Here is a 23710-nt window from a genome sequence, read left to right on the forward strand (position 1 = left end):
AAAACGTTGTTAATTGTTACTAAATGTAAATTATGCGGGGTGGAGTTCTAGTGTAATATAATGCTGTATATAACGAGCAAAGATCTCGTCGCTTATTTCCGTCATCCCTAGCGCATAAATTCCATCCAGTCCACACACCAGAGCAATTAATCGCCAGGCAATATTTTCCGCGCTATCTATTGGTCTGAATTCATTTGCTTCTGTGCCCTGCACAATCAGTGAAACGGTTTCCTTATGCCACATATCCATCGTCAGTAGATAGGCGCCTTTAATATCACTGTCGCTGTCCGCCAGCAGTTGCGCTTCCCGGCACAGACGCACATAGGGTTCTAGGCGGCCATCGTCGCTGCCGAGCATCGAAAACAGGCGGTCGTGCCAGCTGGCATCATCGGCCACCAGCGGCATATCGAGCATTTCACGAATCAGCCGGACAAAGGCGAGGGATTTTAGTTCGCCAATCGAGGTGAAGTGGTGGTGCACCTGGCCGCTGGAGACCCCGGCGACGCTGGCGATATGGCGAACGGTCATGGCGCTAAAGCCGCCGCTCAGCGCGACCTTCATGGCGGTTTTGAGGATCTCTTCCCGCCGTTCTTCTCGGGTTAAATAATTCATTTTTCTTCGTTTACGTAGGGTTTCGAACAGAATAACAAAAAATTGGACATGCGTTCAACAATCCGGCAGGATCTCGTTCCTGGACGCATGTCCAACAATAAATAATGATTTGAGGAACAAAAAAATGTCACGCCAATGGTTAACGCTCATGGCTATTTTGATGGTCTATATCCCGGTGGCGATTGATGCCACCGTGCTGCACGTGGCCGCGCCGACGCTGAGCGTCGCGCTGGGTACCAGCGGCAATGAGCTGCTATGGATCATTGATATCTATTCACTGGTGATGGCCGGGATGGTGCTGCCGATGGGCGCGCTCGGCGATAAGATTGGTTTTAAACGCCTGCTGCTGCTGGGTAGCGGGATCTTTGGTCTGGCATCGCTGGCGGCGGCGTTTTCGCCAACCGCGCTGACGCTGATTGCCTCCCGCGCGCTGCTGGCCATTGGCGCGGCGATGATTGTCCCCGCGACGCTTGCAGGGATCCGCACCACCTTTGCGCAGGCTCGTCACCGTAATATGGCGCTAGGGCTGTGGGCGGCCGTGGGCTCTGGTGGCGCGGCGTTTGGCCCACTGGTGGGCGGGATGCTGCTTGAACACTTTTATTGGGGCTCGGTATTCCTGATCAACGTGCCGATTGTGCTGGTGGTTATTGCCATTAATGCCAGAGTGGTTCCGCGTCAGCCCGCGCGACGGGAACAGCCGCTGAATCTGCTCCAGGCGCTGGTGTTGATTGCCGCCATTCTGATGCTGGTGTTTAGTGCCAAGTCGGCGCTGAAAGGGCAGCTTGCGCTGTGGCTGGTGTCGATGGTGGCGATCGCCGGTGCCGGTATGCTGTACTGGTTTGTGCGTAAACAGCTCTCGTCTGCGCGTCCAATGGTGGACATGCGTCTCTTTACCCATCGCGTTATTTTAAGCGGGGTGATGATGGCAATGACGGCGCTGATTACCCTGGTGGGCTTTGAGCTGCTGATGGCGCAGGAGCTGCAGTTTGTACACAGTAAAACGCCATTTGAAGCCGGGCTCTTTATGCTGCCGCTGATGGTGGCGAGCGGCTTTAGCGGGCCAATTGCCGGCATACTGGTGTCGAAACTTGGGCTGCGTGAGGTGGCGACCGGCGGAATGCTGTTAAGCGCGCTGAGCTTCCTTGGCCTGTCTATGACCGATTTCAGCGCCCACCCGTGGCTGGCATGGGGGATGATGACCCTGCTGGGCTTTAGCGTTGCCAGCGCGCTGCTCGCCTCCAGTGCGGCGATTATGGCGGCGGCGCCTAAAGAGAAAGCGTCAGCGGCAGGCGCCATCGAAACGATGGCCTACGAGCTGGGAGCGGGGCTGGGCATTGCGCTGTTTGGTCTGATCCTGACCCGCAGCTATACCTCGTCGATCGTGCTGCCCGCGGGGATCGACGGTATGGCCGCGGAGCAGGCAGCTTCCTCAATCAGCGAAGCGATCAAGCTGGCGCAGTCGATGCCCGCCATTCCGGCGCAAAGCCTGATGGAGGCGGCAAAAATAGCGTTTATCAATTCGCATAGCATCGTGCTGGCGACCGCAGGCGTACTGCTTCTGCTGCTGGCTGGCGGGATCTGGCGTAGCCTGGCTAAGATTCCGGACCCGGTTTAATCCGGGTAGACCCTTGTGGCTTTTTATCCGACAATGTACATTATTGAACAGTTAGGCTACAATTGTTATTAAATGTACAGGCCAGTTTTTTGGCGTGTCGCGAAATGAAGCATGGGAGGACATATGGCTACAGTACAAGAAAGCCATGTAAACGGTAACGTTGATACCAGCAAGGCACTGCCGGTTGTGTTCCGCATCCTGGAAAAATGGCAGTGCAACACAGATGAACAGCTTCGGCTTCTGGGTATTAGTTCACGTTCAACATTGAACAAATACAAAGAGTCGAAGGGTGGCATTCGTTTAAGTCTGGATATTCAGGAACGGATGAGCTACATCCTGAATATCCATAAATGCCTGCGTTTGCTGTTCACCGCTGATGACAGCATCTATGGCTGGGTGCGCAAACCAAATTCCCATCCTTTCTTTGCGGGCCGTTCAGCGATGGATGTGATGAACGGTGGACGTGTTGCCGATCTCTACGAGGTCGCGACCCGTCTTCAGTCCTGGCGAGGGGGCATGGCTTGAGCACTGAAACGCCACCACTCATTGATGTAACAGGGGCAGCGGCGTACCGGATCATTCCCAGCCGCTATCCCACCATTGATTTGTTCGAGGATGTCGCCAGCAGCGATGAGCTTGAAGCGGTGTGGGCCGTTGAAGCGCTTACCAATGAACGCTTGCTGGAGCAGGCCGGTGAGCTGATGCGGGTGCCGAAAGCGGACTGGCTGGTTGGGCTTAACGGCAGCAGTTACGTGATGGCGGCCTTCACCCATATTAATCCGGAAGGGGCGCGGTTTAGCACCGGCGATTTTGGCGGCTATTACTGCGCGCCTCAGCTCGACACCGCGATTAAAGAAACGGTCTACCATCAGGAACGTATCTTTGGTTATACCAACGAGCCGGCGCAAAAAGTACAAATGCGGGTGCTGTTTACCGAATTTAATGCGACCTTAGCGGATATCACCCACGAGCCGTTTATCTCATCGCCGCTTTATCACGCGACGGATTATAGCCAGTCGAAAGTCTTTGCGCAGGGCCAAAAGATGCAGGGCAGGGATGGTATTCATTATTGTTCGGTGCGCCATATTGGGCACACCTGCTATGTGCTGTATCGGCCCTGTCTGGTCACGAAGGTGACGCAGGCAGAGCACCTGGAGTACCACTGGAATGGCCGTTCAATTACCAATATCCTGAGTATTAAGCTCTACGGAGACTAGCCCGGTTATCGCCGGGTGGCCTGCCAGCAGAGCAGTGAGCCCACGCAGACCATCGCCGCGCCTTGCCAGAACGACCAGGAGAGCGCGGCGCTGAGCAACACCGCCGCCAGCGCAGAAGAGAGCACTGGCGTAAAGTAAGAGGCGACGGCCAGCAGGCTGACGTTACCGTGCAGTATCCCTACGTTCCAAGCGGCATAGGCTAATCCTAACGCCAGCGCGCACATCACAAGCTTAACGATCACCGGCCAGCTGAAGATCATCGGCGGTTGATCGCTTAGCAAGAATTTCACCCACAGGCTTAAGGCCGTCAGCAAAACAAACAGGGTAATACCATTTTTGCCTTTGGCATATTTGGCGGTGACGGTGCAGTAGGCTGCCCAGATAAACGCGCCGACGAAGGCCAGAATATAGCTGAGTGGACTTGAGATGACGTTGCGGGTTATTTCATTGATATCCAGCCCTTGTTCGCCGCCTAATACCCAGGTGACGCCGAACAGGGAGAGCAATAATCCCGGGATGACCAACCAGCTGCTTTTTTGACCGTTGAACAGAATAGCAAACAGAATCGTCAGGCTTGGCCAGAGATAATTGACCATGCCAACTTCAATTGCCTGTTGACGCGTGCCGGCGTAGCCAAGTGAGAGCGCCAGACAGATTTCATAACAGACAAACAGCACGCTGCCGGCAAGCAAATAACGCGGTGGGAACTGGCGTAACTGCGGGAAACCGACGGTGAAAATGAGTAGCAGGCCGCTAAGGGAATAGATCATCGCCGCACCGCCCACCGGGCCAAGCCCTTCGCTGACGCCGCGAATTAACCCCACCATAGTGCTCCATAATACAATGGCGGTGAGGCCGATGAGCGTCGCTCTTTTTTTATCCATCTCTGACCCGATGATTTTACAAACGAAGTCTGCGTTTATAGCATTTTTTTTCGGCTAACTGGGATATTTTTCCATAACGATTAACCCTAAAGGATTAATAAAATTGGTTGCCCTTGACTATTAAGGGGGGATCGGTTTTCGACATTGATTTGACGCAAATAAATCAAGAGTATTGCTGTTAGTTTTTCCGGCGAAGTACATCCATACAATGAGGAAAACAATGGACGTCAGCCGCAGAAAGTTTTTTAAAATCTGCGCGGGCGGTATGGCCGGGACGACGGCAGCGGCATTAGGATTTGCTCCTAAAATGGCGCTGGCTCAGGCGCGTAATTTCAAATTGCTGCGCGCCAAAGAAGTTCGTAATACCTGCACATACTGCTCCGTGGGTTGTGGGCTTATAATGTATAGCTTGGGCGATGGGGCTAAAAATACCCGGGAATCAATTTATCACATTGAAGGTGACCCGGATCATCCGGTGAGCCGTGGCGCGCTGTGCCCGAAAGGCGCAGGGCTGCTGGACTACGTACACAGTGAAAACCGCCTGCGCTATCCGCAATACCGTGCGCCTGGCTCGGATAAATGGCAGCGTATTTCGTGGAATGAAGCCTTCGATCGCATCGCAAAACTGATGAAGGCCGACCGCGACGCCAACTTTATTGAGAAGAACGAGCAGGGCGTGACGGTCAACCGCTGGCTGTCCACGGGGATGCTGTGCGCTTCGGCGGCCAGTAATGAAACCGGTATGCTGACGCAAAAATTTGTGCGCTCGCTCGGCATGCTGGCGGTAGATAACCAGGCGCGCGTCTGACACGGACCAACGGTAGCAAGTCTTGCTCCAACATTTGGTCGCGGTGCGATGACCAACCACTGGGTTGATATCAAAAACGCTAACGTCGTGGTGGTGATGGGCGGTAACGCCGCAGAAGCCCATCCGGTGGGATTCCGCTGGGCGATGGAAGCCAAAAACAACAATGATGCGACGCTTATCGTCGTCGACCCGCGCTTTACGCGTACCGCGTCGGTGGCCGATATCTACGCGCCGATTCGTTCCGGCACCGACATTACCTTCCTGTCGGGGGTGCTGCTGTACCTGATCGAAAATAACAAGATCAACGCCGAATATGTGAAGCACTATACCAACGCCAGCCTGCTGGTGCGGGAAGACTTTACCTTCGAAGACGGTCTGTTCAGCGGTTACGATGCCGAAAAACGCCAGTACGATAAATCCTCGTGGAACTACCAGTTTGATGAGAACGGCTACGCCAAACGCGATGAAACGCTGACCGACCCGCGCTGCGTGTGGAACCTGCTGAAAACGCACGTTTCCCGCTATACGCCAGATGTGGTGGAAAATATCTGCGGTACGCCGAAAGCGGACTTCCTGAAAGTGTGTGAAGTACTGGCCTCGACCAGCGCGGCAGACCGTACCACCACCTTCCTGTATGCGCTGGGCTGGACTCAGCACACCGTTGGCGCACAGAACATCCGCACCATGGCGATGATCCAGCTGCTGCTTGGCAATATGGGGATGGCGGGCGGCGGCGTGAACGCGCTGCGCGGTCACTCCAACATTCAGGGCTTAACCGATTTGGGTCTGCTGTCGACCAGCCTGCCAGGCTATCTGACGCTGCCGTCGGAAAAACAGACCGATCTGCAAAGCTATCTGTCCGCCAATACGCCGAAAGCGACACTGGCGGATCAGGTTAACTACTGGGGCAACTATCCGAAGTTCTACGTCAGCCTGATGAAAGCCTTCTACGGCGACGCGGCGACAAAAGAGAACGATTGGGGATTCGACTGGCTGCCAAAATGGGACCAGGCCTACGACGTTATCAAATATTTCAACATGATGGATAACGGCAAGGTCACCGGTTACATCTGTCAGGGCTTTAACCCGGTAGCGTCATTCCCGGATAAAAACAAAGTGGTGCGCAGCTTAAGCAAGCTGAAGTACATGGTGGTTATCGATCCGTTAGTGACCGAAACCTCCACCTTCTGGCAGAACCACGGTGAATCGAACGATGTTGACCCATCGACGATCCAGACGGAAGTGTTCCGCCTGCCGTCCACCTGTTTCGCTGAAGAAGACGGTTCTATCGCCAACTCCGGCCGCTGGCTGCAGTGGCACTGGAAAGGCCAGGAAGCACCGGGTGAAGCCCGTAACGATGGCGAGATTCTGGCCGGTATTTACCATCGTCTGCGCGAGATGTATCGCAACGAAGGCGGTAAAGGCGTTGAGCCGCTGCTGAAGATGGGCTGGCACTACAAACAGCCGGACCATCCGGAATCAGAAGAAGTGGCGAAAGAGAACAACGGCTATGCGCTGGCGGATCTCTATGATGCCAACGGCACGCTGGTGGCGAAAAAAGGCCAACTGCTCAATAGCTTTGCGCTGCTGCGCGATGACGGTACGACGTCGTCCTCCTGCTGGATTTATACCGGTAGCTGGACCGAGCAGGGCAACCAGATGGCCAACCGCGATAACGCCGATCCGTCAGGCCTTGGCAATACGCTGGGCTGGGCGTGGGCGTGGCCGCTGAACCGTCGCGTACTGTATAACCGTGCCTCGGCGGATGTTAACGGCAAACCGTGGGATCCGAAACGCATGCTGATCCAGTGGAATGGCACGAAATGGGCCGGTAACGATATTCCGGACTTCAATACCGCGCCGCCGGGAAGCAAAACCAATCCATTTATCATGCAGCCTGAAGGTCTGGGCCGTTTGTTTGCGCTCGATAAGCTGGCAGAAGGGCCGTTCCCGGAGCACTACGAGCCGATGGAAACGCCGCTGGGTACCAACCCGCTGCATCCGAACGTGATCTCAAGCCCGGTGGTTCGTCTGTACGAAGAAGATGCCGTGCGTCTCGGCAAGAAGGACAAGTTCCCGTTCGTGGGGACCACCTATCGTTTGACCGAGCATTTCCATACCTGGACCAAGCATGCGCGCCTGAACGCTATTGCCCAACCGGAACAGTTTGTGGAAATCAGCGAAGGGCTGGCGAAAGCCAAGGGGATTGCCAACGGCGATCGTGTGACCGTCAGCAGCCAGCGTGGTTTTATTCGCGCCGTCGCGGTGGTCACTCGCCGTCTGCAAACGCTGAACGTGAACGGCCAGCAGGTGGAAACCATTGGTATCCCGTTGCACTGGGGTTATGAAGGCGTGGCGCGTAAAGGCTACATCGCCAACACCCTGACGCCGAACGTGGGCGATTCCAACTCGCAGACGCCGGAGTATAAGGCGTTTCTGGTTAACATCGAGAAAGCGTAAGGAGCGTTTAAATGGCGATGGAAACACAAGACATTATTAAACGCTCTGCGACCAACCCGATCACTCCTGCGCCTCGTGCGCGGGATTATAAGGCAGAAGTTGCCAAGCTGATTGATGTCTCTTCCTGTGTGGGCTGCAAAGCCTGCCAGGTGGCCTGCTCCGAGTGGAACGATATTCGCGACGAGGTAGGTCATTGCGTGGGGGTTTACGATAATCCGGCGGATTTGAGCGCCAAGTCCTGGACGGTGATGCGCTTTAGCGAAACCGAGCAGAACGGTAAGCTGGAATGGCTGATTCGTAAAGACGGCTGTATGCACTGCGAAGATCCGGGCTGCCTGAAGGCGTGTCCGTCCGCCGGGGCGATTATTCAGTATGCCAACGGCATCGTCGACTTCCAGCAGGACAACTGTATCGGTTGCGGTTACTGCATTGCCGGGTGTCCGTTCAATATTCCGCGCCTCAATAAAGAGGATAATCGCGTGTATAAATGCACCCTGTGTGTGGATCGCGTCAGCGTCGGCATGGAGCCTGCCTGCGTGAAAACCTGTCCGACCGGCGCTATTCATTTCGGTACCAAGAAAGAGATGCTGGATGTGGCGCAGGAACGCGTGGATAAGCTGAAGAAACGTGGCTATGCCAATGCCGGCATCTATAACCCGGAGGGGGTGGGTGGAACGCACGTGATGTATGTACTGCATCATGCGGATCAGCCCGAGCTCTATCATAAGCTGCCGAAGGAACCTGCCATTGATACCAGCATTAATCTGTGGAAAGGGGCGCTGAAACCGTTATCCGCCGCAGGTTTTATTGCCACTTTTGCCGGGCTTATCTATCACTACATTGGTATTGGCCCGAATAAGGAAGTGGACGATGACGAAGAGGAGGATGGCCATGAGTAAGTCGAAAATGATTGTGCGCACGAAGTTTGTCGATCGCGCCTGTCACTGGACGGTGGTTATCTGTTTCTTCCTGGTGGCGGTCTCGGGGATTTCCTTCTTCTTCCCGACGCTGCAATGGCTGACTGAAACCTTCGGCACCCCGCAGATGGGGCGCATTCTGCATCCGTTCTTCGGCGTGCTGATTTTCGTGGTGCTGATGTTTATGTTCGTGCGCTTTGTGCACCATAACATCCCGGATAAGCAGGATATTCCGTGGGTGTTAGGGATTGTCGAAGTGCTGAAAGGCAATGAACATAAGGTCGCGAAGGTTGGCAAATACAACGCCGGGCAGAAGATGATGTTCTGGAGCATCATGAGCATGATTTTTGTGCTGCTGGTGACCGGGGTCATTATCTGGCGTCCGTACTTTGCGCCGTATTTCCCGATTCAGGTTGTGAGCTACGCGCTGCTGATTCACGCGACGTCGGCCATCATTCTGATCCACGCGATCCTTATCCATATGTATATGGCTTTCTGGGTTAAAGGATCAATTAAGGGGATGATTGAAGGTAAAGTGAGCCGTCGCTGGGCGCAGAAGCACCATCCGCGCTGGTATCGCGAAGTGGAACGCGAAGAGGCGAAAAGAGAGAGTCAGGAAGGGCTGAAGTAACGCTTTCTCATCATGGTAAGAGCGGTTTGATGTTTCTCGACGGGGGCATTAAGCCGCTCTTTTTATTTGTGTGGTCATAAGGGAGCCACGCAGTCAGCATGCGTTATTCGCGCTGTTTTTATGGATAAACCTGCCGTCACGCGTTTTTGTCTGGTTTGCATTCTACGAATGGTCGATAATGCCGACCCGCAAACTCAACATAAACAAGTGATTAGAGGGATGAAAAAAACAATCTTCGCGCTGGCGCTGGGCACGTTTGGCCTGGGAATGGCCGAATTTGGCATTATGGGCGTACTGCCCGAGCTGGCGCACGACGTGGGGATCTCAATCCCGGTCGCGGGGAATATGATCTCGTGGTACGCTTTTGGGGTAGTCATTGGCGCGCCGATCATCGCGTTGTTCTCTACGCGCTTTTCCCTCAAGTCCATCATGTTGCTGCTGGCCGCGCTCTGTATTGCTGGCAACGTCATTTTTACCTTCTCCTCCAGCTATGTGATGCTGGCATTCGGGCGACTGGTGTCAGGTTTTCCGCACGGGGCTTTCTTTGGCGTAGGGGCCATTATTCTGTCGAAAATTGCGCCACCCGGAAGGGTGACCGCGGCGGTGGCGGGGATGATTGCCGGGATGACGGTGGCGAATCTGGTTGGCGTGCCGGCAGGGACATGGCTGGGACATCAATTCAGCTGGCGCTATACCTTTCTGGCCATTGCTCTGTTTGACGTGGCGGTGCTGCTGGCGATCATCGCCTGGGTGCCCACGCTATTTGATAAGTCAGATGCGCGTTTACGCGAGCAGTTTCATTTTCTCAAAAGCCCCGCGCCGTGGCTTATTTTCGCGGCCACAATGTTTGGCAACGCCGGGGTATTTGCGTGGTTCAGCTATATCAAGCCGTTTATGATGAACGTCTCCGGGTTTTCCGAGGGCGCGATGATGTTCATCATGATGCTGGTGGGCCTCGGTATGGTGCTGGGCAACATTCTGAGCGGCAAGCTTTCCGGGCGCTACAGCCCGCTGCGCATTGCCGCCACTACCGATTTCGTTATCGTGGTGGCACTGCTGATGATCTTCGCGCTGGGCGGCATTAAGGTTGCGTCACTGACGCTGGCTTTTATCTGCTGTGCCGGGCTGTTTGCGCTTTCCGCGCCGCTGCAAATATTGCTGCTGCAAAATGCGAAGGGCGGAGAAATGCTGGGAGCGGCTGGTGGGCAAATTGCTTTTAATCTGGGCAGCGCGATTGGCGCGTTTTTCGGCGGGCTGATGATTACCCTGAATTTCGGCTGGAACAGCGTCGCATTACCGGCGGCGGCACTGTCATTTCTCGCGATGTCGTCTTTGTTGCTTTACGCGCGTTATCAGCAGCGCAGGGCGCTTGTCTGAAATAAGCCTCTCCCATCAGGGAGAGGCTGAGAACATTAATGGCGTAAATCAATCACCATACGGCCACGGATCTGGCCCTGTTCCATCTCTTTAAAGATCGCGTTAATGTCGGTTAATGGACGCAGCGCGACTTTCGGTACTACTTTTCCTTCGGCGGCGAACTGGAAGGCTTCGGTCAGATCCTGACGGGTGCCAACCAGAGAACCAACGACTTCAATGCCGTCCAGCACCAGACGCGGGATATCGAGGCTCATCGACTCCGGCGGCAGGCCGACTGCGACCACGCGGCCACCGGCGCGAACCGCGTCAACCGCTGAGTTAAATGCGGCTTTCGCCACCGCGGTGACCACGGCGGCATGCGCGCCACCGGTTTTTTCCTGTACGATTTTCGCCGCGTCTTCGCTGCGGGAGTTGATGGTCAGATCCGCACCCATTTCCGCGGCCAGCTTCAGCTGTTCATCGTTAACGTCCAGCGCGATCACTTTGGCATTAAAGACGTTCTTCGCATATTGCAGCGCCAGGTTACCCAGGCCGCCAAGACCGTAAATGGCAATCCACTGCCCAGGTTTGATGTGCGACACTTTCACCGCTTTATAGGTGGTGACTCCCGCGCAGGTGATGCTGCTCGCCGCGGCGGAGTCGAGGCCGTCTGGTACTTTTACCGAATAATCGGCGGTAACAATGCACTCTTCAGCCATGCCGCCATCGACGCTGTAACCGGCATTTTTTACCGAGCGGCAAAGGGTTTCGTTACCGCTGTTACAGTATTCGCAGTGCCCGCAGCCTTCGAAGAACCATGCCACGCTCGCGCGGTCGCCCACTTTCAGCGAGGTCACACCTGGGCCAATCTCTTTAACAATACCAATCCCTTCATGGCCGAGGATCACCCCGGTCTTGTCACCGAAATCGCCGTTTTTTACGTGCAGATCGGTGTGACAGACCCCACAGCACTCCATGGAAAGCAGCGCTTCACCGTGCTGCAACGGACGCAGCTTTTTATCGGTGACGTTTACCTGATGGTCATGAGTGACAACTGCAGCCTTCATATCCTACTCCTGGTTATGTTGTATTCGAAAATAATACTCATTAATGATTAGTCATAGGGGCGTAAAACGCAAGGCATGAAGAGAGAAGAATCTGGTGGGTTTTCATATTGATAGCATTAAGGGTTAACCGTATTGTCATCAAACGGTCATCCTTTGTTCACTCGCAAACTCTACGGTGTGCTTTTTACTTTCCCTATAACAATAGAGTGAACACACAATGCATCTGGTCAAAACTATCCTTGCCGCAAGCCTGTTTCTTTCCGCTGCCGCTCAGGCGCACAATATCCTCGAGTTTCCGCAGCCCGAGAATAACCCGGAAGAGTTTTATGCGGTGACCGAGATTCCGGCAGGGGGAATTATCAAATATGAAACCGACGCCAAAACCGGTTTTTTGATCGCCGATCGCTTCCAGTCGATGCCGGTGGCTTATCCGGCTAACTACGGTTCGCTGACCCAGTCGCTGGCGGGAGATGGCGACCCGCTGGATGTGGTGTTTTATACCCGCGCGCCAATGGCTCCGGGTACGCTAATTAAGTTACGCGCGATTGGCGTGCTGAAGATGATCGACGGCGGTGAGAAAGATGACAAAATCATTGCCGTTCCTGCCAGCAAAATTGACCCAACTTATGACGATATTAAAAACATCAGCGATCTGCCAAAAGTCGAGCAGGAGCGGTTGCAGGCGTTTTTCCGCGTCTACAAACAGCTGCCGGAAGGGCGTAAAAAGGTGGAGCTGAACGGTTTTAACGATGCCGCCGCCGCCAAGCAGGAGATTAAGCAAGCGTGGAATGCGTGGCTGCAGAAAAACCCGCAATAAATTGTCGCGCTAAAGCGGCCAACAAAAGGAAACCCCGGCGTCGCAATGCTCGACCGGGGTACCGTTTAGCTTAACTGCTTATTGATTAAGGCAATCTCCTCTCGCCAACGTTGCTGCATCAGTGGCTTCTGATGCTTCGGCTTGCGCGCCAGATCCTCCGCTAACCGCTGTTCAAGCGTAATTAAGCGCTCAAGCAGGTCATCGCCTTCCGGCGTGGTTACAGGGGATGAAACCGTTGCCGCGTCCGGAGTTTCTGCGCGGGTACGCTGGCGTAACTGCTCATATACCGCGTCGGCGTCTGGCCATTCGCTCAACCCGAACTCGTCAATCAGCCAGAAGCGGTTACAGCTTTGGTTGATGAGCTGGCGGTCGTGGCTGACCAGCAGCAGGCCTCCGGGGTAGTGACAGAGCGTTTCTGCCAGAGCTTCTTTACCGTCGATGTCCAGATGGTTGGTGGGTTCATCCAGCAACAGCAGGCTATAGCGGGCAAGGGACAGGCCGACAAACAGCAGGCGCGAACGTTCGCCGCCGCTCAACGTACTGACTTTTTGCCCATGACGCGTCCAGCCGAAACCGGCTGAAATCAGCGCGCGCTTGCGGGTTTCACCCGACGGCTCGAACATTTCCAGCGCCTCCAGCAGCGTGGCGTTATCCGCTAACTGGTGTAACGTCTGATCGTAATAGCCCGGATGCAGACGCGGATGCAACTTAAGCCCGGCGTCTGGTGCTTCCTGCTGCATTTGTCGCCAAAGCAGTCGCAGAAGCGAAGATTTGCCGCCGCCGTTGCGTCCCATAATGGCCACGCGGTCACCGCTTTGCAGCCGGGCGGTGCCGGTGGTAAACAGTGGCGCAAGACCCGGCGCTGGGGGGACGGCAAGGTGCTCCATTTCCAGTAACCGGTCGGCCCGTACGGCATCGCCATTGAGTTCCAGTTGCCATGGCGTGCCGGCGGTCAGGTCGGTTTGCGCTGCTTTCAACCGGGCAACCTGCCTCTCCATCTGTTTGGCCTTGCGGGAGAGATCTTCGTTGTCATAGACCTGTCCCCAGGTGGCCAACCGTTTGGCGCTGGCGGTGACCCGGTCGATCTCCTTTTGTTCCGCTTTATGCCTTAACGCATCGCTCTCATCCTGTTCTGCCAGCGCTTGACGAGCGGCGGTGCAGGGGAGTGAGAACGCGTGCAGGGTATTATCACGCAGTATCCAACTGGTATTGGTCACGGCATCCAGTAGCGGATTATCATGTGAAACCAGCACAAAGCTTCCATTCCAGTTATTCAGGAACGTTTCAAGCCAAAGCAGCGTTGGCAGATCGAGATGGTTACCCGGTTCATCCAACAGCAACAGATCGGGATTAAGAATCAGCGCGCGCGCCAGCAGTAGCCGCGTATGTTGTCCGCCGCTTAAGGTGGTGGCAGCCTGTTCAAGCTCATCAGCGTGAAACCCCATTTCCATCAGCAGCCGCTCAGCCTGCCAGCGCTGGCTTTCACGCGCGGTGAGAGGCAGCTGCGCCAGTACCGCCTGTATAAGCGATTGCGCCAGCAGCTCATCAGGAAGATGCTGTTCGACACGCGCCATCAGGCAATGGTTTGCGATGGACACGCTACCGGACGAAGGGGTAATGGTTCCGTCAAGTACCTGTAATAATGTACTTTTCCCGCAACCGTTATAGCCAATCAGACCGATACGATCGCCTTTCTTCAGGGTGAAGGAGAGTGCGTTGAAAAGAGGGCCGAATGCCGTTTCAACGTGAAGAGATTGTGCAGTTAGTAATGTGCTCATTTGCTTACTCAAGTGTTACAGGCATGAGAATGCCTCGTCATACAACGCTGACGATAACTTGATAAGCCCGAGGGAAGGGTTTAAAGGTTGGTGTCTTCGCTCAAGCAGAAGTTATCGCAGCACGATACCGATAACGCTTGAGCTGGTGCGATCACCAAATGTATGTGAAACATTGAAAATTTCACAGTACAGCATAATTAGCCTCCTTTTCATGATGTCAGGTGATTCGGTGAATGCAGTGTAGCGGGTGTGTAATGTCTTTGCCACCAAAGATATTAGTTACAACATACATATGAAGTGTTTAAAATAAGACACTTTCAGCATCGTGCCTACCATTATTTTCAGTCAGAAGATTGAGTGAACAACCCGGCGTCACGCTTGCTCAGCCGGGCTAATGGGACAGGTTAAATCGAGGTACGACGATAGCTGCGATATTCCGGCAGCCAGAAGTTCTCATCAATCGCTTCTTGCAGCGCGTCAGCAGAGGTATTCGTCGCGACCCCCTGTTGCTGCGCCATCTTACCCACCGCAAAGGCGATGGCACGCGAGACGATGTGAATATCCTTCAGCTCCGGAAGCACCAGTCCTTCGCCGTGATTGGCAAGTGGAGAGTGTTTCGCCAGGGTTTCGCTCGCCGACATCAGCATTTCGTCGGTGATACGCGAAGCGCCGGAAGCGATTACGCCCAGACCAATCCCCGGGAAGATATAAGAGTTATTACACTGGGCGATCGGGTACACCTTATCTTTCCAGGCCACCGGCGCGAACGGGCTGCCGGTAGCAACCAGCGCCTGACCATCAGTCCAACTGATGATATCCTGCGGCGTGGCTTCTACGCGTGACGTCGGGTTCGACAATGGCATCACAATCGGACGCGGGCAGTGTTTGTGCATTTCACGAATAATCTCTTCCGTGAACAGCCCCGTCTGACCAGATACGCCAATCAGGATATTCGGCTTCACGTTACGCACCACATCGAGCAGTGAAATCTGCTCATTGTCATGCTGCCAGTCGTGAATTTTTTCCTGTTTTTGCACCAGTTTACTCTGGAACGGCAGCAGGTTAGGCATCTGGTCGGTCAGCAGACCGAAACGGTCGACCATAAACACGCGGCTGCGAGCCTGTTCTTCGCTCAGACCTTCACGCTGCATCTGCGAAATGATCTGCTCGGCGATGCCGCAGCCCGCAGAACCGGCCCCGAGGAAGACAATTTTCTGCTCATTCAACTGGCTACCCGCCGCGCGGCTTGCCGCAATCAGCGTACCGACGGTGACCGCCGCAGTGCCCTGAATATCGTCGTTAAAGCAGCAGATTTCATCACGATAGCGGTTTAACAGCGGCATCGCGTTTTTCTGCGCAAAATCTTCGAACTGCAGCAGCACGTTTGGCCAGCGCTGTTTCACGGCCTGGATAAAGTCATCAACAAACTGGTAGTACTCTTCGTCGCTGATACGCGGGTTACGACAGCCCATATACAGCGGGTCGTTCAACAACTGTTGATTGTTGGTGCCGACGTCCAGTACCACCGGAAGGGTGTAGGCAGGGCTGATGCCGCCGCAGGCGGTGTACAGCGAAAGCTTACCGATAGGGATCCCCATACCGCCGATACCCTGGTCGCCCAGGCCGAGAATACGTTCTCCGTCGGTAACCACAATGACTTTGATGTTGTGGTTTGGCACATTTTGCAGGATATCGTCCATGTTGTGACGATTCTGATAAGAAATGAAGACGCCACGCGCACGACGATAAATCTCAGAGAAACGTTCGCAGGCCGCACCGACAGTCGGCGTGTAGATTACCGGCATCATCTCATCGAGATGGTTTTCAACCAGACGGTAGAACAGCGTTTCGTTGGTATCCTGAATGTTGCGTAGGTAGATATGCTTATCGATTTCAGTTTTGAAACCCTGATATTGAATCCAGGCGCGCTCGGCCTGTTCTTCAATACTCTCGACAACCTCGGGCAGTAGCCCCAGCAGGTTGAAGTTGCTGCGTTCTTCCATACTGAACGCGCTGCCTTTATTCAGCAGCGGAAATTCCAACAGAACCGGCCCCGCATAAGGGATATACAGGGAACGATTTTTCTTGCCTGGTAACATCTGACTTAACTCCGTTATCTTCACTCCAGACCCAGCGGCGGGTGCAGCGCGCAAGATTATAGAGCAACGCTTAACATGATGGTGGCAAATCGATAGAAAGGGCACAAAAAAGCGGGTGACTGCCTAAAAGCTCGGCAATTTCAGGTTTGTTTGATGGTCTTTCATTGTGACAGTGTCACTTTTAAACTGAAGTAAGAAAAGAGGTTGCCGCCAATTCTGGCGACAACCTGCACTTTTAGCGTGCCTGGAACATAATGGTGTCGGAAGTGAAGCTGCCATCCGCGGCAATAGCGAAATGCTCGCGTACCTCATGAGAGACTTTTTCTTGCAGGTAACGAATGGCCTCAATGATATTGTCCGGCGTTTTCATCCGCGCAACCCAGGAGGAGAACTCCAGGTGCAGCGTATCGCCAACCAGTTTATCGACGACCATTCCCCGGTTATTGACCATCGCCAGCCATTCGCCTTGCGAATAATTGCGAATGTGCGATGGATCGCGCAGCATTTCAATGGTTTGCAGCCACACATCCAGAATCGCTTTTCCCGGTGATGCAATATCCATCATGATAAAGCGGCCACCTGGTTTCAGGACGCGGCGAATCTCCATCAGCGCCGCCTGCATATCGTGCCAGTGGTGGGCGGAATAGCGGCTGATAACGATATCAAAGCTGTTATCGCCAAATGGCAATATTTCTGCCGGGCCTTGTGCACAGGTAATGTTGTTGAGCCCACGTTTTTGCGCTTCCTCGGCAACCACCGCCAGCATCCCTTCAGACAGGTCGTATGCCGTCACCTGTGCAACCTGTGTCGCGGCGGTAAAACTGGCGTGCCCGGCGCCACAGCCAACATCCAGTACCGTGGCCTCGCTATCTTCGGATAACCATTCGCTCAGGCGCCGCAAATCGGCTCCCTGGGCGTGGACATTGCTCTGTAAATAGGCCGCCGCCTGACCGCCAAACTGTGACTTCACCAATGCTTCATGATGGTTGTTCATACCCGTCTTCCTCTGTTGTTATGTTCTTGTTACAACGGACTATACGCCGGGATTAATACGGGTACAATATTGGCACTTATACTGGTATATCGAGTTACTACCATGGACAAAACCGGGCTGACAGGGCCAGAAGCGTTAGGGACATTTTTACGGGTGAAGCGCGAAAGCACCTCGCCGGAAATGCTGGGCATTCCCGTTCTTTCACGCCGGAGAACGAAGGGGCTACGGCGTGAAGAGGTCGCACAAATGAGCGGTATCAGTACCACCTGGTATACCTGGCTGGAGCAGGGGCGTGATATCACCGTTTCCGCACAAACGCTCTCTGGTATTGCCATTGCGCTGCAGCTCAAACCCGCAGAGCGTGAATATCTCTTTTTGTTGGCGCATAAGAGCGACCCACTCAGCGAACAGGTACCTGCGGTAGAACAGACGATTCTGTCTACCGTGCATCACGTCTCGGAACCTTGCTATCTGCTGGATCTCACCTGGCAGGTGCTGGCGTGGAATAAAGGCGCTGAGACGCTGTTTAGCGGCTGGCTGGGCACCGAACCTGCACCCAATATGATGACCTTTATGTTCCAGCATCCACTGGCGCGCACGCTGGTCGATAACTGGGAAGCGCGGGCGCGGCGTATCGTCGCTGAACTCCGTTCAGATGCGATTCATTATCCGAAGGACAGCACGCTTAACGCGTTTGTGCAGCAAATGATCGATAACAGCCGCGATTTTCGTGAGTTCTGGTCTCAACAGCAGGTCATTGTACGGGAAGGGGGCGAACGCGTTTTTCATCATGCGGTAAAAGGTGACGTCACCTATCGGCAACTGAGTTGGCAACTGGCAAGCAACCGGGCGTTAAAAATGATCATGCTGGTCCCGGAGAGTGATTCGCAGCATTCTGTTACTCGGTAAATAACCGCATAAAACAACGACGTAGCCAGGTGTTGGCGGCGTCCTGATGGACGTGACTGTGCCAGAACAGGTTAATCTGAATACGGGGTAACTCATAGGGCAACGGACGAATAATCAGCCCGAAGCGCTGCGCGGTTTGCAGCGCCAGCTTCTCCGTCACGGTGACGATAAAGTCGGTCTCACTGAGAATATAGGGGATTGCCATAAAATGCGGCACGCAGAGCGGGCTGAGATCGGTCACGCCCGCTTTGGCAAATAGCTCAAAAATCCGTTTATGCCCGGAATCCTGGGCCATCACTTTGATGTGCTGAGCTGCCCGGAAGGCCTCTTCATCAAAGGGAACGGTACTCAAAGGATGGTCTTTGCGCATCAGGCACACATAGCGCTGGTCGAACAGGCGGCGCTGATAAAATCCCGCCTCCAGCTGCGGCAGCAGCCCAATGGCCAAATCGACACCGCCATTCTCCATCTCGATTTTTAACGGTACCGCCGTGTCGCGCACGGTGGTAATTCGTACCCCAGGCGCTTCTTTGCTGAGCAAATTCATCAGCCGCGGCAGCAGATAAATTTCACCAAGGTCGGTCATCGCCACGCGAAATTCTCGCTGACTGTCACAGGGATTAAACGTATTACGGTAGTTCAGCGTTTTTTCTAGTGTGCTCAATACCTCATCGACATCTGCCGCTATCGCCTCGGCATAGGGCGTCGGGCGCATCCCGCGCGACGCTTTTTCAAATAATTCATCGCCCAGCATAATACGCAGGCGCTTTAGCGCATGGCTTACCGAAGGCTGCGTGAGCCCCATAATTTCCGCAACACGCCCGGTATGACGCTCGCTGTACATATGGCGAAAGACCACCAGAAGATTGAGATCCACTTCGTTTAAACGTGACATAGATATCGTTATCAATCCGATTAATAACCGCTATAAACCGTACGGCATATCTCACCGCTCCGTTTTTTTATACGCTTTGTTAACAAAATAACAACATTAAAGGTAAGGAACTGTGATGCAAGTGGATTTCACTCCGGTTAACCGCCAGGTCACCGTTACCCCCGGCAGCAATCTGCTGGACGTCTTACGCGAGCAACAAATTCCTATCTCATACAGCTGCATGGCGGGGCGCTGTCAGACCTGTCGCTGTAAGGTGGTTAGCGGTAACGTCGAACAAATTCTGCCGGATGATGTGCCAGAAATGGCGGCGGGTGAGGTGCTGGCCTGTTGTACCACGCTGCACTCGGCGTGCACCATTGAGCTGCCGCCCGCCGATGAGATCGTGGTGCATCCGGCGCGAACGTTAAAAACCACGGTGACGGCATTTTCACCGCTGTGCCACGACGTATGGCAGCTTCGCCTGAAGCCCGCCAAACCCTTTACCTGGTCAGCCGGACAGTTTGTCAGACTGACGTTTCCCGGCGGCGGTCAGCGCAGCTACTCAATGGCAGGGCTCCCGCAGGACGATGAGCTGGAGTTTCATATTCGCATTGTTTCTGATGGCCGTGTCACACCGGGCCTGATCGAGAGCCTGACACCGGGGACGATGATCAAACTCAACGGTCCGATGGGCGGCAGCTGGCTGCGACAAAAACATGACGGCCCAATGCTGTGCGTCGCCGGCGGCACTGGCCTGGCGCCGCAACTCTCTATTATTCGTGCGGCGCTGGCAGCCGGGATGGCTAACCCCATTCATCTTTACTACGGCTGCCGATGGGCTAGCGATCTCTACGGTGTGGATCAGTTGGAGTCGCTCGCCCAAACCTATCGCAATTTCCGTTACCACCTCGTTCTGAGTCAGGAAACCCCATCCGCAGCGTACCGCACAGGCCGACTGCCCGCAGCTGTCGCCCTGGATCTGCCCGCCTTAACCGGCTGGAAAGTTTACCCCGCCGGACCACCGGCAATGGTCGAAGCCATGAGCCTTCAGGCTCGCGCCCTGGGCGCGCGGGCTGACGATATTCATGCCGACGCGTTTTATTACCAACCGTAATGTCGTTTCCCGGATAGATAACGAAAAGGAGTCATGATGAGCTTCACCTCTGCACCCAATAGCAATTTACTCTGGCCTGACGACGGCACCAGCCGCATTCCTTACTGGGCCTATACCCGCGACGATATCTACCAGCACGAACTGGAGAAAATTTTCTACGGCAAACACTGGTGCTACGTGGCGCTGGAAGCGGAGATCCCGGAACCGGGCGATTTTGTCCGCAGCGTGGTGGGCGAACGCTCGGTGATTGCCGTACGCAACCCGCAGGGCGAGATCAACGTGGTGGAAAATGTCTGCGCTCACCGTGGAATGCGCTTCTGTCGGGAAAAATCCGGTAACCGCACGGATTTTGTCTGTCCCTATCATCAATGGAATTACGACCTCGACGGTAACCTGCAGGGCGTGCCATTCCGCCGCGGCGTCAAGCAGGATGGTAAAGTGAACGGCGGGATGCCTAAAGATTTTAACCCCGCGGAACACGGGCTGAAAAAACTCAACGTCGCCTGCCATAACGGCGTGGTATTCGCCTCATTTTCGTACGATGTCGAGCCGCTTGAGCAGTATCTGGGCCCGGAAATTCTGGCCTATTTTGAACGTGTCTTCAGTGGTCGTCAGTTGAAGTTACTGGGTTATAACCGTCAGCGTATTCCTGGTAACTGGAAGCTGATGCAGGAGAACATTAAAGATCCGTACCACGCAGGCCTGCTACACACCTGGTTTGTTACTTTTGGACTATGGCGCGCCGATAATCGCTCCCAGTTGATTATGGATGATCAATACCGCCACGCGGCGATGATCAGCCGTAAAGGCAACGGCGGTAAAAGTGCGGTCACTCAAGGCGTGAGCAGCTTTAAAGAGCAGATGCAACTTAACGACGCCAGTTTCCTCGACGTAGTAGAGGAGCCCTGGTGGAATGGCCCGACGGTGGTGATGATGACGCTGTTTCCGAGTCTGGTGGTCCAGCAGAACGTCAACTCCATGTCGGTGCGCCATATCCAACCGCGAGGGCCAAACGAATTCGATTTCGTCTGGACCCATTTTGGCTTTGCTGATGACGACGACGAAATGACGCAACGTCGCCTTAAACAAGCCAATCTGTTCGGCCCAGCGGGTTTTGTGTCTGCGGATGATGGCGAAGTGGTGGAGTTCTCGCAGCAAGGCTTCCATCACAATGACCATCGTCGCACGCTCGCAGAAATGAACGGCACCGGCTACGAAAATACCGATCATATGGTTTCGGAAAGTTTAATTCGTGGGATGTATCACTACTGGCGCGGCGTACTGGAGATTTAACATGATGATTAACCCTGAAATCTGGCAGCAGTTGGTCGCGCTGCAAACGGCGTACAGCGACATTGTCGACCGCGCAGAATGGGCGAGATGGACAGAACTGTTTACCGACGACTGTTGCTACAAGGTGATTCCACGCGAGAATTACGATCGCCAACTGCCGCTAGCGACCATCAACCTAGAAAGCAAAGGGATGCTGAAGGATCGCATCTATGGTATCGCCGAGACGCTGTTCCACGATCCGTACTACCAACGTCACGTCGTGGGGCTGCCGCATATTCTGGCGATGGACGAGAAGGGCATTACCGCGCGTACTCACTATGCGGTTTTTCGCACCAAATCAGATGGGCATAGCGAAGTGTTTAATGTCGGCTACTACCTCGACACGGTGGTCCAAACCGCGGAAGGGCTACGATTTGCCAGCCGTCTGTGTATTTTTGATAGCGAACTGGTGCCCAACTCGCTGATCTATCCAATTTAAGGGGATAACGATGTCTGATAGCTGGATCTTAGCCGCCTCGCTGGCCGAACTGCCAGAAGATGATGTGATTGGCGTGGAGGTTAATGGCCGCGATATTGCGCTGTATCGCACCGATGAAGGCATTTTCGCCAGCGATAACCGTTGCTCACACGGCAATGCTCGCCTGAGCGATGGTTTTCTGGAAGACGGTGAAATTGAGTGCCCGTTGCATCAGGGACGTTTTTGCATCAAAACCGGAAAAGCGATGTGTAGCCCATTGACCGAGGGGGTGACGATTTACCCGGTGCAGGTTGAGGAAGAAAAGGTGTATCTCAAGTTTTCCTGATACCCATTGGCCCGGTACTCGCCGGGCCAAAAATGTTGCCAAAAAGTAAATTCCGAAATAGTCTCCTCGCTTTCGGAGAACGAAAATGTCTGTTGCAGACTCTCTTCTTGCTTTTTCTCTTGCCGCACAGGTACTCACGCTAATCAATTAACTCATGGCTGAATAATCGTTAAATGATATCTTTTTCAAAGAAGGGGAACTTAAGATATTCCTTTTCCCGGAAAAGGATGTTTGACCATGCCAGCAACACAACGCAGAACTATAATCGAGACTCATCAGATTGAGATAGGCTCTAAGTTAATTACAGCATTGGAAAACGCTAGCACACCTCTTAATCAGAGCATTAGCTCAACGCGTGAAAAATGGTAATAACATGATTAAAATGAATCCCCCCATACTTTACATTAAAGCTCATCTATTCAAGAGCACTGTGGCCGCAGTTAGTTTGGCTGAAAAGAATAAGACCCCTAACAACATTTGCTTTGCCAAAAGATTACTTGAGGTGAAAAATAGCCCTGAAAACTTGGGGAAAGATAAACCAGTTATTTATAATGGTATGAAAATGCTGCGCTCAGAGAAGTATGCACATCTTCTTTCCCGTACGAATGCTTTATTTCCAGCGCTGCCCGCCAAAGATTATGCTCAAAATAATAATGTGGAGGCCGAGTATAATAAAATAAATGAGCTTACGCAGTCTTTTCAGTATATCACCGTTCCGAATCTTCAGCGTTACAACGATATAGGTACAGCTGTATGTTCACAGATTCGAACATCAAACGGCACGGCTATGCCAGCAAATAAGATTTCGATTAACGGTCAAGAAATTGCAATGCGCTGCCAGTATCCCAAAGCTGATCATATGGCCGAGCATTGCCGGATGTTGCTGGAGCAAAAGCCAGCAGTGGTCGTTGTGTTATCCTCATCAAATGATATTGCCGATAAAGGACTTCCTATGTATTTTTGTGAAAGTGGGAATTATGATGGCATACAGGTTGCCATCGCGCCAAAAATTAACAAAAATACAAGAGTGAAAGTAAACACGCAAATTGGAAGTTTAATATTAAATCATTATAAAATGAAGATTAATGATGGGCAGAAGGAAAGTACGCATTCAGTTACCCATGTTACAAATTGGCCCGACAAAACCTCAATTAACGTGATGGAATTAAATGAATTGACTCGTTATGTCAAGAATAAAATAAGCGATAAATGCGCGGAAAATAATAATCTTAGTGAAATGCCACTGATTCATTGCAATGCCGGGGTTGGCCGCACCGGTACGTTAATCGGGGCAATGGCATTAGCTGATAAAGCCAATCAACATAGCGTTGAAAATATTGTTCTGAATATGCGGAAAACGGGCTCTGGAAAGATGGTGCAAACTTTGGAACAATACCAAACGCTATGCGAATTTAATGAGATGTTAAGGACAGGGCAGCCGTAAGCGCTTCATAGGATTAGC

The 23710-nt window shown here is 53.5% G+C and carries 21 protein-coding genes; 14 read left to right on the plus strand and 7 right to left on the minus strand.

Annotated elements, in window-relative coordinates; all coding sequences use genetic code 11:
* Positions 1–30: 30 nt before the first annotated feature.
* Positions 31–612, minus strand: a complete 582-nt coding sequence (locus tag K7B04_RS17370; protein WP_163445568.1) for a TetR family transcriptional regulator — start codon at positions 610–612, stop codon at positions 31–33.
* Positions 613–736: 124 nt separating this feature from the next.
* Between K7B04_RS17370 and K7B04_RS17375 the strand changes: the two genes are divergently transcribed.
* The 3 genes from K7B04_RS17375 to K7B04_RS17385 all read left to right on the plus strand — a co-directional run bounded on the left by K7B04_RS17375 (position 737) and on the right by K7B04_RS17385 (position 3444).
* Entirely contained in the window at positions 737–2227 is a 1491-nt protein-coding gene (locus tag K7B04_RS17375; protein ID WP_223802610.1) for an MFS transporter, read from the plus strand.
* Between the two features lie 123 nt (positions 2228–2350).
* Positions 2351–2752 (plus strand): antitoxin Xre-like helix-turn-helix domain-containing protein, encoded by a 402-nt coding sequence (locus tag K7B04_RS17380; protein WP_064545512.1) that lies wholly within the window; start codon positions 2351–2353, stop codon positions 2750–2752.
* Positions 2749–3444, plus strand: coding sequence for an RES family NAD+ phosphorylase (locus tag K7B04_RS17385; protein ID WP_223802611.1), 696 nt, complete (start codon positions 2749–2751; stop codon positions 3442–3444). The genes K7B04_RS17380 and K7B04_RS17385 overlap by 4 nt, the downstream gene beginning before the upstream one ends.
* Positions 3445–3449: 5 nt before the next feature.
* Here the strand turns inward: K7B04_RS17385 and yddG are convergent, their stop codons facing one another.
* On the minus strand, positions 3450–4328 hold the full coding sequence (gene yddG, locus K7B04_RS17390) for an aromatic amino acid DMT transporter YddG (RefSeq protein ID WP_163445572.1): 879 nt from the start codon (positions 4326–4328) through the stop codon (positions 3450–3452).
* A gap of 220 nt (positions 4329–4548) precedes the next feature.
* On the opposite strand from yddG, the gene fdnG reads away from it, so the two are divergent.
* The 4 genes from fdnG to araJ all read left to right on the plus strand — a co-directional run bounded on the left by fdnG (position 4549) and on the right by araJ (position 10521).
* Positions 4549–7596, plus strand: a complete 3048-nt coding sequence (fdnG, locus tag K7B04_RS17395) for a formate dehydrogenase-N subunit alpha (RefSeq protein WP_223802612.1) — start codon at positions 4549–4551, stop codon at positions 7594–7596.
* Between the two features lie 11 nt (positions 7597–7607).
* On the plus strand, positions 7608–8495 hold the full coding sequence (gene fdxH / locus K7B04_RS17400; RefSeq protein WP_163445576.1) for a formate dehydrogenase subunit beta: 888 nt from the start codon (positions 7608–7610) through the stop codon (positions 8493–8495).
* Positions 8488–9144: a formate dehydrogenase-N subunit gamma gene (gene fdnI / locus K7B04_RS17405; RefSeq protein ID WP_223802613.1), complete on the plus strand. Its 657-nt coding sequence runs from the start codon at positions 8488–8490 to the stop codon at positions 9142–9144. Before fdxH ends, fdnI begins: the two co-directional genes overlap by 8 nt.
* A gap of 219 nt (positions 9145–9363) precedes the next feature.
* Complete coding sequence (gene araJ / locus K7B04_RS17410) at positions 9364–10521, plus strand: MFS transporter AraJ (RefSeq protein ID WP_163445578.1); 1158 nt, start codon at positions 9364–9366, stop codon at positions 10519–10521.
* A gap of 35 nt (positions 10522–10556) precedes the next feature.
* On the opposite strand, the gene adhP is transcribed toward araJ, so the two are convergent.
* On the minus strand, positions 10557–11567 hold the full coding sequence (gene adhP / locus K7B04_RS17415; RefSeq protein ID WP_163445580.1) for an alcohol dehydrogenase AdhP: 1011 nt from the start codon (positions 11565–11567) through the stop codon (positions 10557–10559).
* 217 nt (positions 11568–11784) lie between these two features.
* Between adhP and K7B04_RS17420 the strand changes: the two genes are divergently transcribed.
* Positions 11785–12384 carry an inorganic diphosphatase gene (locus K7B04_RS17420; RefSeq protein WP_167575842.1) on the plus strand — a complete coding sequence of 200 codons (600 nt, stop codon included), beginning with the start codon at positions 11785–11787 and terminating at the stop codon, positions 12382–12384.
* 65 nt (positions 12385–12449) lie between these two features.
* Here the strand turns inward: K7B04_RS17420 and K7B04_RS17425 are convergent, their stop codons facing one another.
* From K7B04_RS17425 to K7B04_RS17435, 3 genes are all read right to left on the minus strand, one after another.
* Positions 12450–14162 carry an ATP-binding cassette domain-containing protein gene (locus K7B04_RS17425; RefSeq protein ID WP_223802614.1) on the minus strand — a complete coding sequence of 571 codons (1713 nt, stop codon included), beginning with the start codon at positions 14160–14162 and terminating at the stop codon, positions 12450–12452.
* Between the two features lie 404 nt (positions 14163–14566).
* The gene (locus tag K7B04_RS17430) at positions 14567–16261 is read right to left on the minus strand and encodes an NAD-dependent malic enzyme (RefSeq protein ID WP_223802615.1); all 1695 of its coding nucleotides are present in this window, start codon (positions 16259–16261) and stop codon (positions 14567–14569) included.
* 235 nt (positions 16262–16496) lie between these two features.
* Positions 16497–17255, minus strand: a complete 759-nt coding sequence (locus K7B04_RS17435) for a class I SAM-dependent methyltransferase (protein WP_163445588.1) — start codon at positions 17253–17255, stop codon at positions 16497–16499.
* 102 nt (positions 17256–17357) lie between these two features.
* On the opposite strand from K7B04_RS17435, the gene K7B04_RS17440 reads away from it, so the two are divergent.
* Positions 17358–18164, plus strand: coding sequence for a helix-turn-helix transcriptional regulator (locus tag K7B04_RS17440; protein WP_223802616.1), 807 nt, complete (start codon positions 17358–17360; stop codon positions 18162–18164).
* Here K7B04_RS17440 and K7B04_RS17445 read toward each other — a convergent pair.
* Entirely contained in the window at positions 18154–19059 is a 906-nt protein-coding gene (locus K7B04_RS17445; protein ID WP_163445592.1) for a LysR family transcriptional regulator, read from the minus strand. The genes K7B04_RS17440 and K7B04_RS17445 overlap by 11 nt on opposite strands.
* Positions 19060–19174: 115 nt before the next feature.
* On the opposite strand from K7B04_RS17445, the gene K7B04_RS17450 reads away from it, so the two are divergent.
* The 5 genes from K7B04_RS17450 to K7B04_RS17470 all read left to right on the plus strand — a co-directional run bounded on the left by K7B04_RS17450 (position 19175) and on the right by K7B04_RS17470 (position 23692).
* Entirely contained in the window at positions 19175–20152 is a 978-nt protein-coding gene (locus K7B04_RS17450) for a 2Fe-2S iron-sulfur cluster-binding protein (protein ID WP_163445594.1), read from the plus strand.
* A 33-nt stretch (positions 20153–20185) separates the two neighbouring features.
* Positions 20186–21445: an aromatic ring-hydroxylating dioxygenase subunit alpha gene (locus K7B04_RS17455; protein WP_223802617.1), complete on the plus strand. Its 1260-nt coding sequence runs from the start codon at positions 20186–20188 to the stop codon at positions 21443–21445.
* Position 21446: 1 nt separating this feature from the next.
* On the plus strand, positions 21447–21923 hold the full coding sequence (locus K7B04_RS17460; RefSeq protein WP_223802618.1) for an aromatic-ring-hydroxylating dioxygenase subunit beta: 477 nt from the start codon (positions 21447–21449) through the stop codon (positions 21921–21923).
* Positions 21924–21933: 10 nt separating this feature from the next.
* Entirely contained in the window at positions 21934–22248 is a 315-nt protein-coding gene (locus tag K7B04_RS17465) for a non-heme iron oxygenase ferredoxin subunit (RefSeq protein ID WP_163445599.1), read from the plus strand.
* A 373-nt stretch (positions 22249–22621) separates the two neighbouring features.
* Positions 22622–23692, plus strand: coding sequence for a protein-tyrosine phosphatase family protein (locus K7B04_RS17470; RefSeq protein WP_163445600.1), 1071 nt, complete (start codon positions 22622–22624; stop codon positions 23690–23692).
* The last annotated feature ends 18 nt before the right edge of the window (positions 23693–23710 follow it).

This window comes from Kluyvera sp. CRP (assembly GCF_019930565.1).
In the GTDB taxonomy this organism is placed as follows: Bacteria; Pseudomonadota; Gammaproteobacteria; order Enterobacterales; family Enterobacteriaceae; genus Kluyvera; species Kluyvera georgiana_A.

What these genes read in the sequence shown, in the direction of transcription:
- K7B04_RS17370 (WP_163445568.1), bottom strand. Translation starts at nt 612, where the DNA reads ATGAATTATTTAACCCGAGAAGAACGGCGGGAAGAGATCCTCAAAACC.
- K7B04_RS17375 (WP_223802610.1), top strand. Translation starts at nt 737, where the DNA reads ATGTCACGCCAATGGTTAACGCTCATGGCTATTTTGATGGTCTATATC.
- K7B04_RS17380 (WP_064545512.1), top strand. Translation starts at nt 2,351, where the DNA reads ATGGCTACAGTACAAGAAAGCCATGTAAACGGTAACGTTGATACCAGC.
- yddG (WP_163445572.1), bottom strand. Translation starts at nt 4,328, where the DNA reads ATGGATAAAAAAAGAGCGACGCTCATCGGCCTCACCGCCATTGTATTA.
- fdxH (WP_163445576.1), top strand. Translation starts at nt 7,608, where the DNA reads ATGGCGATGGAAACACAAGACATTATTAAACGCTCTGCGACCAACCCG.
- fdnI (WP_223802613.1), top strand. Translation starts at nt 8,488, where the DNA reads ATGAGTAAGTCGAAAATGATTGTGCGCACGAAGTTTGTCGATCGCGCC.
- araJ (WP_163445578.1), top strand. Translation starts at nt 9,364, where the DNA reads ATGAAAAAAACAATCTTCGCGCTGGCGCTGGGCACGTTTGGCCTGGGA.
- adhP (WP_163445580.1), bottom strand. Translation starts at nt 11,567, where the DNA reads ATGAAGGCTGCAGTTGTCACTCATGACCATCAGGTAAACGTCACCGAT.
- K7B04_RS17420 (WP_167575842.1), top strand. Translation starts at nt 11,785, where the DNA reads ATGCATCTGGTCAAAACTATCCTTGCCGCAAGCCTGTTTCTTTCCGCT.
- K7B04_RS17425 (WP_223802614.1), bottom strand. Translation starts at nt 14,162, where the DNA reads ATGAGCACATTACTAACTGCACAATCTCTTCACGTTGAAACGGCATTC.
- K7B04_RS17430 (WP_223802615.1), bottom strand. Translation starts at nt 16,261, where the DNA reads ATGTTACCAGGCAAGAAAAATCGTTCCCTGTATATCCCTTATGCGGGG.
- K7B04_RS17435 (WP_163445588.1), bottom strand. Translation starts at nt 17,255, where the DNA reads ATGAACAACCATCATGAAGCATTGGTGAAGTCACAGTTTGGCGGTCAG.
- K7B04_RS17440 (WP_223802616.1), top strand. Translation starts at nt 17,358, where the DNA reads ATGGACAAAACCGGGCTGACAGGGCCAGAAGCGTTAGGGACATTTTTA.
- K7B04_RS17445 (WP_163445592.1), bottom strand. Translation starts at nt 19,059, where the DNA reads ATGTCACGTTTAAACGAAGTGGATCTCAATCTTCTGGTGGTCTTTCGC.
- K7B04_RS17450 (WP_163445594.1), top strand. Translation starts at nt 19,175, where the DNA reads ATGCAAGTGGATTTCACTCCGGTTAACCGCCAGGTCACCGTTACCCCC.
- K7B04_RS17455 (WP_223802617.1), top strand. Translation starts at nt 20,186, where the DNA reads ATGATGAGCTTCACCTCTGCACCCAATAGCAATTTACTCTGGCCTGAC.
- K7B04_RS17460 (WP_223802618.1), top strand. Translation starts at nt 21,447, where the DNA reads ATGATGATTAACCCTGAAATCTGGCAGCAGTTGGTCGCGCTGCAAACG.
- K7B04_RS17465 (WP_163445599.1), top strand. Translation starts at nt 21,934, where the DNA reads ATGTCTGATAGCTGGATCTTAGCCGCCTCGCTGGCCGAACTGCCAGAA.
- K7B04_RS17470 (WP_163445600.1), top strand. Translation starts at nt 22,622, where the DNA reads ATGATTAAAATGAATCCCCCCATACTTTACATTAAAGCTCATCTATTC.